The organism is Carnobacterium divergens DSM 20623, assembly GCF_000744255.1.
GTDB classification, from domain to species: Bacteria; Bacillota; Bacilli; order Lactobacillales; family Carnobacteriaceae; genus Carnobacterium; species Carnobacterium divergens.
Genome location: NZ_JQLO01000001.1, coordinates 642,667 through 654,505 on the forward strand (window position 1 = coordinate 642,667; position 11,839 = coordinate 654,505).

Consider the following 11,839-nt stretch of genomic DNA (forward strand, 5'->3'; position numbering starts at 1 on the left):
AAAAACTAAAGTAGTTTTCTACTTTAGTTTTTTTATTAGATGAATTGAAAGATCCTTTCTTCTTTAAAATTATGCTACAATGAAGTTGATGAATGGAAGGTGTAGAGATGGAAAAGTTAACTAGAAAAGAAGAGATGCAGAAAACTAGAAAAACGATTCTAGCTCATGCACAGCAATTATTTATGCTAAAAGGGTATCGGTCAACGTCAACAAGAGAAATTGCGGAATTCAGTCAAATCACTCAACCAGCACTGTACCACCATTTTAAAGATAAAGAAACGTTATATATTGAAGTGATTCGAGAAGTCACTCAAAAAGTAACAGTTGAATTAAACGCGATAATAGCTGGAGATATAGAACCTGAATTGACATTAAAAAAAATGATTTTAACGTTGATTGATCAACATCCAACTAATATTATGTTGATGATTCACGATATTTTAAATGAAATGAAACCAGAAAATCAATTAATTCTTTTTCAACTAAGTCAAGAAGCTTATACGAAACCTTTGAGTCACTATTTTGTTGAAATGGCACAAAGGGGCTTACTAAAAAGTACGATTAATCCTAATACAGCAGCTAGTTTTGTCATGATGAGTATTAGCCCGTTATTTGGTCAGCAACCATTTAAACATAAAAAGCCGATTGAAGAACAAGTTGATGAGTTGATACAGTTGATGTTGTATGGTGTTTTTAACTAAAATAAGGATTGACCGCATTTAGACTAAAATACTAAATGTGGTTTTTTTTAAGCAAAAAAATTCACTTATCAATCGATTAATGGTATGATTCTATTTATCAAACGATAAACGAAATAAGGGAGTGAACCATATGTTTTTAGCATGGCGTGAAATCAAGTATTCAAAAACAAGATTTGTCTTAATTATTGGAGTGATGGTATTGGTCTCCTATTTGGTTTTCTTTTTAACAGGACTTGCCTATGGATTGGCTCAAGACAACCGATTAGCAATTGATAAGTGGGATGCGTCAGGAATTATTTTAAATAGTGAAGCAAATGACAATTTATCAGCGTCAACAATCGAAATAAAAGAGATCACAAAATTGGAAACCAAATCAACTGCTAGGTTAGGTCAATCCGCAACAGTTATCAAAAAAGCTGGAAGTTCTGAAAAAATCAATAGCACTATTTTTGGAATAGATTCAACTGAATTTTTAAAGCCCTCTATTGTGAGTGGGAGAATGTTTGAAAAAAATAATGAAGCAGTAGTCGATAATAGTTTAATTGAAAAGGGAATTAAATTAGGGGATGAACTAGAACTTTCAATTAGCAACACAAAAGTAAAAGTAGTTGGGTTTACAGATAATAGTAAGTTTAATACTGCACCTGTAATTTATTTGAATTTATCAGATTGGCAGTTAGCTAAATTCCAACAATCAGATTTAACCGACACGGGGAAAATTAGTGGGCTTGTGATGAAGAATACACCCTCATCAAAATTGACATTAGATTCAGATAAGCTATCGTATTTACCTATTAAAAAATTTATTCAAGCAATTCCTGGGTATGCAGCACAAACCTTGACGTTTGGTATTATGATTGGGTTTTTATTTGTCATAGCAGCCTTTGTTATCGGCATTTTCATTTATGTTTTAACCTTGCAAAAACGAAGCATGTTTGGAGTGATGAAAGCAGAAGGAATTCCAACTAGCTATATTTCGAAATCAATTATTGCTCAAACCTTTATTTTAGCCAGTGTTGGTGTTGCAATCGGCTTAGTTCTAACCTTGATTACAGCAGCAGTCTTGCCTCCAGCAGTACCTTATTTGACAAATGTCCTCTTCTTAAGCGGCTTTGCATTGGTTTTAATAGCTGTTGCGATTTTAGGTGCAGTGTTCTCAGTAGGCACAATTACAAAAATTGATCCATTAACAGCGATAGGAGGATAAAAAATGACGTTATTAAAATTAAAACAAGCCACTAAAACTTTTGGGAAGGGTCATACAAAAGTAGAAGCACTAAAAGCGACGGATTTTTCTGTTGAAGCAGGAGAATTTGTTGCCATTATTGGCCCAAGTGGTTCAGGAAAAAGTACCTTATTAACAATTGCAGGAGGGCTTCAATCCCCAACAACAGGAGAAGTTTTAATTAACGGAAATCCATTTAATGGTATTAAAGAAAAACAGCGTTCTAAAATTCGTTTCAGTGAAATTGGGTTTATTTTACAAGCGTCTAACTTAATTCCTTTTCTAACGGTTGCAGATCAATTAAACTTAGTTGATAAAGTAGCAAAAGAAGCCATTAAAGTTCAAGAACAAGATCGATTACTCAAGGACTTAGGTGTAATGGAATTAAAAAATAAATACCCAAGTGATTTATCAGGAGGCGAGCGACAAAGAGTTGCTATTGCCAAGGCCTTGTATCATAATCCAAGTGTGATTTTAGCCGATGAACCAACCGCTAGTCTAGATTCTAAAAGAGCTTTTGAAGTAGTTGAAATTTTAGCAAAAGAAACAAAAGACAAACAAAAAGCGACGATTATGGTAACTCACGACACTAGATTGACGGAAAGCTGTGATCATGTCTATGAAATGCAAGATGGGGTACTAAGTAAAGTACGATAGAAAGACATTAAAGGTCAAAAAAAGCTTAAAGCAGAGAATATGCTTTAAGCCTTTTTTTAAAGTAGTTTTTGAGCAGATTCTTTGTAAACTTCATAACCATGCTTTTTATAAGTATGTTTGGCAATGCCATTATTAGGCCAATAGTGAAGTTCAACCGCTTTAATTTGTTGTTTTTTTGCATAGTCATCTGCAAAATTCAATAATTCTTTGCCTAGTCCTTGACCTTGATAGCCTGGCATAACTAATACATGATGTAAATAAAGGCGTTGGTAACCAAAGGTATAAATGGTCTCTTCAACGGCTTGTTCTTCCAACCAAAGGTAAGCTGCAATAGCCTCTTGATTGGTGTCGTCTTGCCATAAAAAGACACGTTCCTTAGGATTTTCAAAGTGCTTTATAAAAGCGTTCGTAATAGCTTCTTGATGATAAGGTTTAAAAAAAGTTGGATACAGTTCAATATGTTTTTCTTGCATGACCTTTCCTAGTCGTCCCATTAATTCAGCATCTCTTGTTTCGATAATCCGCATTTTATTCGCCTCATTTTTTAATTGTATTTTTTTTAGTGTATCATAGAATAGAGATCCTTTCAAAATAGCTAAACAAGTTACTAATTGAACAAATAAAATCTGATTTTTAACTATTTTTACTTTTTGTAATGATTTTAATTCTCATTTATGAGATAATATCGATAGTTAACAGTTTATTTTAATTTTATTAAGAAAAATAGGAGTTTATTCGAATGAAAACAATTGTGACCCCACGTTTAGAATTAATTCCTTATCGTCAAGAATTAATTGAAGCAACTCTTTTAGGGGATGAAAAATTAACTCAAGTATCAGGCTTTCAAGTTGCAAAAGGTTGGCCTGGTGTCGAATTCTTTTTTTATTTGCCTTTTGTCTTAGAAGAAGTACGTCAAGATGCTTCCTTAGAACACTGGACGTATTTAGTAGTAGTAAAAGAAAAACAGATGATTATCGGTGAAGTTAGTGCACAAGGCAACCCGTTAGTTTCTGGTATCGCAGAAATTGGATACGGAATTGTTGACGAATTTAAAGGAAATGGTTATGCGACTGAGGCAACAATAGCTTTTATTGATTTTTTAGAAGCATCCTATTCTTTTCAGCTTGTGGCAAAAGCCTATCAACATCATCAAGTTTCACATCACATTCTACAAAAACTAGGATTTCATAAGACAGGAGAAGAATTGCTTGGTGGAGATGAACTTATTTTTCAGTTTGAAAAACCTCATTTGTGAAAAATTAAATTAGAATGGCTTTGACTCTTTTTTGAAAATAATGAACGTTCATACATTAGGTGTAGTGAACAGAAAGGACTTTATAGATGAAACAATCTTCAAAATTAACCATTCGTGATTTAGTAACAATTGGCATTTTTACCGTATTAATTATCATGTTTGGTTTAATCGTCTCAATGGTAAGCCGTATTGCAACAGGAGGTTTATCGATTTTAATTTCAGGAGGACTTAGCGCGTTCTTTTCAGCTCCCATTTATTTGCTATTATCTTTTCGTGTTGGAAAACGTGGAGTAGCATTTCTAAATGCACTTTTACGTTCATTGATGTATGTCATCATGGGTGTTCCTCACGTATTATTAATTTTCATTCCAGCTGCGATTTTAGCAGAATTAATTATGACGCCTCCAGCAACAGCATATAAAAGTTTAGGGAAAACGTCGCTCTCATGGGCCGTCTTTTCAACGTTTAATGCCTTACATGGACCGTTATTATTTGTAATGTTAGGTGCAAAATACATGATGGAAAAAGCACCACACAGCCCAAGTACAGAACGCTTGGCATTAATGTTAAATTATTATTATAACCCATGGATGATTGCCTTGATTGGTGGATTAGCCTTCGTTGGTGGTCTAGTTGGCTGTTTAATGGGCTGGAAATTATTGCATAAACATTTTGTTCGCGCAGGTTTAGTTAAACTATAAAATTAAGGTCAAGGGAGAGGACTAAATGATGCAACCATTGAAACTAGACGCAAGAACAAAAGCATTGGTTGTTCTTGTGGCTGGTTTTTTTGTTTTTTGGGTATCGGACATTGGGTTATATTTATTGATGACTTTTTTATCAGGATACTTACTTTCGTTAGGGAAATTTAAAGCAGCACCAAAATTTATTCTTGCTTTTCTTGTAACTGATTTTTTACAGCGTTTTACATTTGGGTACGAAGAATCCGTGATAATGGCAACCATTGCATTTTTTGCTTATTTTCAAGTTCGTTTAATTCCGTTATTTATGGCGGGAATGGTATTGTCTCAAACACCACCTGGCGAATTGATTGCGGCCTTACAAAAATGTAAAGTTCCGCGGGTTGTAGTTATTCCACTAGCGGTAGGCTTACGTTTTATTCCAACAATCAGACAAGAATTTTTAATGATTATGGATGTGATGAGGCTACGTGGGATTGCGCCGACTGTTTGGAATTTATGGCGTCATCCAATTTTGACTTTTGAATATTTATTAGTGCCATTAGTTATTCGAAGTTTAACGATTGCAGATGATATCTCTATGGCAGCTGTCACAAGAGGGATTGAAAATCCAGGACTGCGCACATCATTACGAGAAATCAAATTTAAAAAGGCGGATTATTTTGTAATTACGCTATTATTCATATGGGTAGGTGTCGTTTTCTATGTATCCTAATCAGACAAAAAACAAAGAACCAATTATTGAATTAAACAATGTTTCTTTTTCATATGACTCTGATCATTATTTATTGAAAAATATTTCTTGTTCAATCCTAGAAGGAGAGTTTATTTTACTGACCGGTCCAAGTGGAGGCGGAAAAACGACGTTAACTCGTGTTATAAATGGCATCATTCCTTATTTTTTTGGTGGCGAACGAAGTGGAACGGTTCAGGTTCAAGGAACAGAAATTAGTGAGCAGTCGTCTTGGGAGTTAGCAGAAATTTTGGGAAGTGTTTTTCAAGATCCAAGAAGTCAGTTTTTTGCTCCAATCGTCAAAGATGAGATTGCCTTTTTTTGTGAAAATTATAGCTTTCCCAGTGAAGAAATAAAAAAAAGAGTTACATTTGCTAGTGAAGAATTAGGGATTCAACATCTGTTGAAAAAAGAAGTGATTCAATTATCAAGCGGTGAAAAACAAAAAGTTGCAGTGGCATCGATTCGTGTTGCGAATCAAAAAATTTATGTTTTAGATGAACCCTCTGCAAATTTAGATAGTCAGGCTACGCTAGAACTTCAATCCATTTTAATGGATTGGAAAAAAGCAGGACATACAATTATCATTGCGGAACATCGTTTGTACTATTTATCGGATTTGATTGACCGTGCTTTTTATTTAAAAAACGGTTTATTGGAGCATATCTTTACAAAGGACGAATGGCAAAATTTAACACAAGAACAATTGAAAAAGTATGGATTGAGAAGTCCTGTTTTACATTGGGATGACAGTGGTTGTTCGCCGGTTAGGCTTCAATCGTCTGCTAGTGTGAACAAGATTGAGGTTGAACAGTTAAGTATTGGATTTCCAAAAAGTAAAAAAAACATTGGTACAAAACTTGATTTTCAATTAAAATCAGGAGAAGTAGTGGCGTTAATTGGCGGAAATGGTGTTGGAAAAACAACATTAGCAAAAACGTTAAGTGGATTAATGAAAGAAAAAGCGGGTACGATTAGGTTAAATCAACAAAAAATAGCAACGAAGAAACGCAGTCAGTTAGCTTGGTATGTGATGCAAGAAGCCGACTATCAATTGTTTTCTGCGAGTGTTTTAGAAGAATTGATGATTGGTAAGAAGCGAACACCAGAATTAAAGAATAAAGCAGAAGAGGTTTTAAAAGCGTTAGATTTATGGAGTGTGCACTCACGGCATCCAGCGTCGCTTTCCGGGGGGCAAAAGCAACGTTTGACAATAGGTGTGGCATTGATGCAAGAAGTACCTTTAGTGATTTTAGATGAGCCAACAGCTGGTTTAGATGGTGGAAATTTACACCGTATTGTCAAAGTTATTGAAAAACAAGCTGCACTTGGTACTATTTTTTTAATGATTAGTCATGATTTTGAATTAATCAATCAAGTGGCCCAACGCGTGTTGGTTTTAAAAGATGGACACATGGAAAAAGATTACATTTTAACAAGCGAGCGTAGCCAATGGGTTTTACAAGATATGCTAGGCTAAAAAAGAATTTAATTCTAATCTAAAAATAGGGTGATATAAAAATGAAAAAGAAATTTTGGATTATAGGGGTTTTAATAGCGCTTTTGTTAGTGATTGTAGGTTGTGCTAGCGAACAAAAAAAATCTCAAGAAACATCAATAAAGCAACCTGAAAAAAAGGATATACAAGAATTAACCGTAACAACGAGTAATGAGTTAGCAACTTTAGATAGCGCACTGTATAGTGACGTGATTAGTTCCGATGCGATTGGTCAAATTTTTGAAGGTCTGTATCGAATTGATCAAGATAATAACGCCGAATTAGGAATGGCTGAAAGCGAGCCTAGTGTCAACGATGCTAAGACTGTTTATACATTTAAATTGAAAGAAGCAAAATGGTCAAATGGCGATGACGTTAAAGCAAGTGATTTTGTATATGCGTTTCAAAAAGTAGTAGACCCAGCAACGGCTTCTCCAAGTGCCAACCAAATGGACATTTTCAAAAATGGAGCCCTAATTCGAGTGGGAGAAAAAGAGCTTTCTGACTTGGGTGTGAAAGCCTTAGACACTAAAACTATAGAGCTGACACTAGAAAACCCAATTCCATATTTAGCAAAAATGTTAACTGGAACTCCTTTTTTTCCACAAAATGAAATTCTTGCTAAAAAACTAGGAGAAAAATACGGTACAAACAGTAGCAATATAGTTGGAAATGGTCCATTTGAATTAACTGACTGGTCAGGAACAAATTTAAATTGGACGTATCAAAAAAATCAAACGTATTGGGATCAAAAAAACGTTCAACTAAAAAAAATAAATGTAGAGGTAGCAAAAGAAACGTCAACGGGAGCTAATTTATTTGATGGAGATCAAGTAGACTATACAGGTTTAACAGATGAATTTATTCAAAAATATCAAGGCGCTAATTCTTATCACGAGCAGCCAAAAGCATTAATCGGTTATCTAGGCTTCAATACAACTAGGAAAGCAACTGGCAATGTACACGTTCGGCGTGCACTTGCGTTAGCCTTTGATAAAAAAGCTTATACAGAATCGATTTTGATTGATGGTTCAAAGCCAATGGATGGGTTTATTCCTTTAGATTTTTCAAAAAATCCTGCTAGCAATGAAGATTTCAGAACAGAAAATGGCTCATTAATGAGTTATGATGTAAAAAAAGCGCAAAAAGAATGGAAACTAGCACAAGAAGAGCTAGGAGATACCGATTTAACTTTGGAAATTTTATCTTCCGACACTGGTTCTGCAAAAAAGACCGTAGAATTTTTACAAGCTCAGTACGAAACCAATTTACCTGGCCTTAAAATTAAGTTGAAAAATGTTCCCTTGAAAAATCGCTTAGATTTAAATCGTTCTGGTGATTTTGATGTGTTCTTTGGAACTTGGACACCCGATTATCAAGACCCCATAAATTTTTTAGAAATCTACCAGTCAAATGGGGGGATTAATTTTTCTAACTACCATAATAATGTCTACGACGAAGGAATTAATGAAATAAAAGGGGAGCTTGCTACTAAACCTCAAGAGCGTTGGAAAAAAATGATGCAGTTAGAAAAACAATTGATTGAACAAGACGCTCCAATCGCAGTGATTTACCAAGGCGCACAAGCCTACTTATTGTCTTCTAAAGTGAAGCAATTACAAGTATTGCCTTTTGGACGTACGGTTTCTTATCGTTTAACTTTTGTTCAATAAAAATAAAAAAACTAGACTCTTCAAGAGTCTAGTTTTTTTATGATAGTAATTAAGAAAAAAGTCGTTTTAATAGCGATTTTTTTTCTGGTTCTTTAACAGGAGTTTCAGTGACCGGATACTTTTCTGCAATATCAATCACGGCACTATCGACAGCTTCTTTTGCCACTAACAATAAAGCGAAAGGGCTTTTACTTGCAAACTGATTGGTTACAATAGTGAACTGAGTAGTTTGTTGATTACACAGTTTTATATAAGGACTAAACTCGCTTGAATCAATGGATCCATTTAAGAGGAGTTGAGCATCAGGGTGTTGTTCCATTTCTGTTTGAAGAGCTGTTAAATAATTTTTAGACACAAGTTCTTCTGGTGTCATTGATACATAAACACGCTCTCTTAAATTACCTAAAAACTTATTTCGTTCTTCAGGCTTGGTTTGAGGTGCTCCGTACAAGCCACTTGTTAAATAGTCTTGCACATCTTTTTCGCTCATAATCAAGTCCTCCTTATAATGATTAGTGTAAGTATAGTATACCATAGACTGTTTCTTACGTGAAATTTCGTTTTGTTAAAAAATACACAAAATTGCTAAAAAAGATTGATTTTTAAGTAAAAGTCCGCTAAACTCAATTATGGGAATGAAAATCATTCTCAATTAGTAGAAACGCATCTCAGCTAGGTTTTTCTTACTTAGAGAGTGACGATAGAAAGAGGTATTCTCAATGAGAAATGGGCTATGGATGGTTAGTGTCATTGTATTGGCAATTGCCTCGCTTTTTATTGGAGTTGAGTCCATTCAATTGACTGATTTACTTCAATTAAATGATCGGCAACAGTTGGTGCTGTTAAGTACACGCTTTCCTCGCATGATTAGCTTGATTTTAGCGGGAGCAACAATGAGTATTTCAGGTTTAATTATGCAACATTTAACACAAAATAAATTTGTTTCACCTACGACTTCTGGAACGATGGATAGTGCTAGAATTGGTATTTTAGTGGCAATGCTTGTCTTTAATGATGCCTCTATTTTGCAAAGGACTGGTATCGCTTTCCTGTTTGCAGTAGCAGGTACGTTTATCTTTATTGGAATTGTAAACCGAGTTAGAGTTAAAAGTACGATGATGATTCCGTTAATCGGCATGATGTTTGGTAGTATTATGGGATCGATTGCAACTTTTTTAGCCTATCAATATGATTTAGTCCAAAATGTTTCTTCTTGGTTACAGGGGAATTTTTCGCTAGTAAGTCGTGGAAACTATGAATTGATTTACTTGGCGGTTCCGTTAATGATTGTAGCCTATCTTTATGCAGATTATTTTACGATTGCAGGTTTAGGAAAAGACATGGCAACAAGCATTGGCGTTTCTTATCAAGTGGTACAATTTGGTGGCGTTTTGATTGTTTCACTGGCTACAGCTGTTGTCATTTTGACAGTTGGAAGTGTCCCATTTTTAGGAATCATCATTCCTAATTTAGTTGCACTGATGCGAGGGGATCATTTGAAAAACACGTTGTTGGAAACGGCATTGTTTGGTTCGGCATTTTTATTGGTTTGCGATATGATTAGCCGCGTTGTGATTGCACCCTACGAAGTTTCTGTCAGTTTAGTGGTGGGAATTATTGGAAGTGCACTCTTCATGTATCTATTGATGAGGGGAGAGAGCAGTCATGAAGCAAAAAAGAATTAATTTAATCGTGCTGACAGGGTTAGTGGTCGTTTTGTTAGGTTTAATTATTTGTTATTTAACAGTCGATAGCGGTGGGAATTGGGATTATATTTTGCCTTTAAGAAGTAAAAAGCTGTTAGCCTTTTGTATTGTGGGGATTACAACTACAGTTGCAACGATTAGTTTTCAAACAATTACTGGCAATCAAATTTTAACACCAAGTATTTTAGGGTTAGACTCGCTTTATATTTTATTTCAAACGATGGTTTTATTCGTATATGGAAACAGTCATTTATTATTAGCGGATCGAAAAGTCAATTTTTTAGTGAGTGTGGCTTTGATGGTCATTGCAAGTGGCTTTTTATATCTGTTTATCTTTAAAAACCATCATACAAATTTGTACTTATTATTGATGTTAGGAATGATTGCAGGGACTTTTTTTAAGAGTATTAGTACGTTTATGCAAGTTTTGATGGACCCAAATGAATTCGATAAAATTCAAGGAAAGCTATTTGCTAGTTTTAATAATATTGACGTTTCGATTCTGGCCCTCACAATTTTAGTTGGTAGTATTGCTTTATTCTTTTTAATCCGAAAAAATGCCGTTTTAGACGTTTTGCATTTAGGGAGAGAGCAAGCGATCAATCTAGGAGTGGTTGTTGAAAAAGAATTGTTGCAAATTTTAGTGTTGATTTCAATTTTAACGGCTGTTTCCACTGCGTTAGTTGGCCCAATTACCTTTTTAGGATTTATTGTTGCCAATTTAACGTATCGGATTTTTAAAACTTATCAGCATTTTTGGTTGTTTATCGGGGGCAGCTTGCTAGGAATCGTTGTTTTACTAATCGGACAACTTTTAGTGGAACGAGTTTTCCATTTAACGACTACGGTTAGTGTTGTGATTGAATTTATCGGTGGTTGCTATTTCATTTTCTTACTATTGAAAGAAAGGAAGCAAGGATAAATGGAACTAAAAAAAGTATCAAAATCATATGGAACTAAAAAAGTTATCAGTGAGATTAGTTTACCTATTAAAGAGGGAGCCATCACTGCTTTTATTGGACCTAATGGGGCGGGAAAGAGTACACTTTTAGCAATGATGAGTCGATTGACACCTAAAGACACGGGATTTATTTATATTGATGGTGGAGATGTAAAAACGTGGAAGCAAGATGCTTTGGCTAAAAAATTATCTATTTTAAAGCAGTCGAATTCATTTAGCTTGAAGTTAACTGTAAGAGAATTGGTTTCTTTTGGTCGCTTTCCATACTCAAAAGGGCGTTTGAAAAAAGAAGATGAAGAGAAAATTCAAGAAGCGTTAGTTTATTTAGGGTTAGTTGAGATGGCTGAGGATGATGTGGGAACGTTATCTGGTGGTCAATTACAGCGAGCCTATATTGCAATGGTATTGGCACAGGATACGGATTATATTCTATTAGATGAACCTTTGAATAATTTAGATATGAATTACGGCGTACAAATGATGAAGACCTTGCGACGACTAGTGGATGAATTAGGAAAGACGATTATTTTAGTGATTCATGATATTAATTTTGCTGCAAGTTATGCTGATGAAATTGTTGCCATGAAGAATGGCGAGTTATTTGCAAGTGGATCAACAGATGAAATGATGACTAAAGAAATATTAGATCCACTATACGAGATGGATATACGAATAGTTGAAATCGAAGGCAAACGTTTTTGTTTATATTTTAATGAATGATGGAATCAA

At 34.6% G+C, this 11,839-nt stretch carries 13 protein-coding genes; 11 read left to right on the top strand and 2 right to left on the bottom strand.

Annotated elements, in window-relative coordinates:
- The first annotated feature begins 107 nt into the window (after positions 1 to 107).
- The 3 genes from BR52_RS03200 (at position 108) to BR52_RS03210 (ending at position 2,583) form a co-directional block, all read left to right on the top strand.
- The gene (locus BR52_RS03200) at positions 108 to 701 is read left to right on the top strand and encodes a TetR/AcrR family transcriptional regulator (protein ID WP_034573456.1); all 594 of its coding nucleotides are present in this window, start codon (positions 108 to 110) and stop codon (positions 699 to 701) included.
- Between the two features lie 130 nt (positions 702 to 831).
- Complete coding sequence (locus BR52_RS03205; protein ID WP_034569083.1) at positions 832 to 1,908, top strand: ABC transporter permease; 1,077 nt, start codon at positions 832 to 834, stop codon at positions 1,906 to 1,908.
- A 3-nt stretch (positions 1,909 to 1,911) separates the two neighbouring features.
- Positions 1,912 to 2,583: an ABC transporter ATP-binding protein gene (locus BR52_RS03210; RefSeq protein WP_034569084.1), complete on the top strand. Its 672-nt coding sequence runs from the start codon at positions 1,912 to 1,914 to the stop codon at positions 2,581 to 2,583.
- A 56-nt stretch (positions 2,584 to 2,639) separates the two neighbouring features.
- On the opposite strand, the gene BR52_RS03215 is transcribed toward BR52_RS03210, so the two are convergent.
- A complete protein-coding gene (locus BR52_RS03215; RefSeq protein WP_034569086.1) occupies positions 2,640 to 3,110 on the bottom strand; it encodes a GNAT family N-acetyltransferase in 471 nt (156 codons plus the stop codon).
- 212 nt (positions 3,111 to 3,322) lie between these two features.
- Between BR52_RS03215 and BR52_RS03220 the strand changes: the two genes are divergently transcribed.
- The 5 genes from BR52_RS03220 (at position 3,323) to BR52_RS03240 (ending at position 8,443) form a co-directional block, all read left to right on the top strand.
- On the top strand, positions 3,323 to 3,838 hold the full coding sequence (locus BR52_RS03220; RefSeq protein ID WP_034569087.1) for a GNAT family N-acetyltransferase: 516 nt from the start codon (positions 3,323 to 3,325) through the stop codon (positions 3,836 to 3,838).
- Between the two features lie 86 nt (positions 3,839 to 3,924).
- Positions 3,925 to 4,539 carry an MptD family putative ECF transporter S component gene (locus BR52_RS03225; RefSeq protein ID WP_034569089.1) on the top strand — a complete coding sequence of 205 codons (615 nt, stop codon included), beginning with the start codon at positions 3,925 to 3,927 and terminating at the stop codon, positions 4,537 to 4,539.
- Positions 4,540 to 4,564: 25 nt separating this feature from the next.
- A complete protein-coding gene (locus BR52_RS03230) occupies positions 4,565 to 5,254 on the top strand; it encodes an energy-coupling factor transporter transmembrane component T (protein ID WP_034569092.1) in 690 nt (229 codons plus the stop codon).
- Complete coding sequence (locus BR52_RS03235; protein ID WP_034569094.1) at positions 5,244 to 6,752, top strand: ABC transporter ATP-binding protein; 1,509 nt, start codon at positions 5,244 to 5,246, stop codon at positions 6,750 to 6,752. Before BR52_RS03230 ends, BR52_RS03235 begins: the two co-directional genes overlap by 11 nt.
- A gap of 41 nt (positions 6,753 to 6,793) precedes the next feature.
- On the top strand, positions 6,794 to 8,443 hold the full coding sequence (locus tag BR52_RS03240) for a peptide ABC transporter substrate-binding protein (RefSeq protein WP_034569097.1): 1,650 nt from the start codon (positions 6,794 to 6,796) through the stop codon (positions 8,441 to 8,443).
- A gap of 49 nt (positions 8,444 to 8,492) precedes the next feature.
- On the opposite strand, the gene BR52_RS03245 is transcribed toward BR52_RS03240, so the two are convergent.
- Entirely contained in the window at positions 8,493 to 8,933 is a 441-nt protein-coding gene (locus BR52_RS03245) for a YueI family protein (RefSeq protein WP_034569099.1), read from the bottom strand.
- A gap of 229 nt (positions 8,934 to 9,162) precedes the next feature.
- On the opposite strand from BR52_RS03245, the gene BR52_RS03250 reads away from it, so the two are divergent.
- Genes BR52_RS03250 through BR52_RS03260 form a run of 3 tightly spaced genes read left to right on the top strand, consistent with a single transcriptional unit; the run spans position 9,163 to position 11,830 of the window.
- Positions 9,163 to 10,128: an ABC transporter permease gene (locus tag BR52_RS03250; RefSeq protein ID WP_034569102.1), complete on the top strand. Its 966-nt coding sequence runs from the start codon at positions 9,163 to 9,165 to the stop codon at positions 10,126 to 10,128.
- The gene (locus tag BR52_RS03255) at positions 10,109 to 11,071 is read left to right on the top strand and encodes an iron chelate uptake ABC transporter family permease subunit (RefSeq protein WP_034569105.1); all 963 of its coding nucleotides are present in this window, start codon (positions 10,109 to 10,111) and stop codon (positions 11,069 to 11,071) included. The genes BR52_RS03250 and BR52_RS03255 overlap by 20 nt, the downstream gene beginning before the upstream one ends.
- The gene (locus BR52_RS03260; RefSeq protein WP_034569106.1) at positions 11,072 to 11,830 is read left to right on the top strand and encodes an iron ABC transporter ATP-binding protein; all 759 of its coding nucleotides are present in this window, start codon (positions 11,072 to 11,074) and stop codon (positions 11,828 to 11,830) included. It begins immediately after the preceding gene.
- Positions 11,831 to 11,839 lie beyond the last annotated feature (9 nt).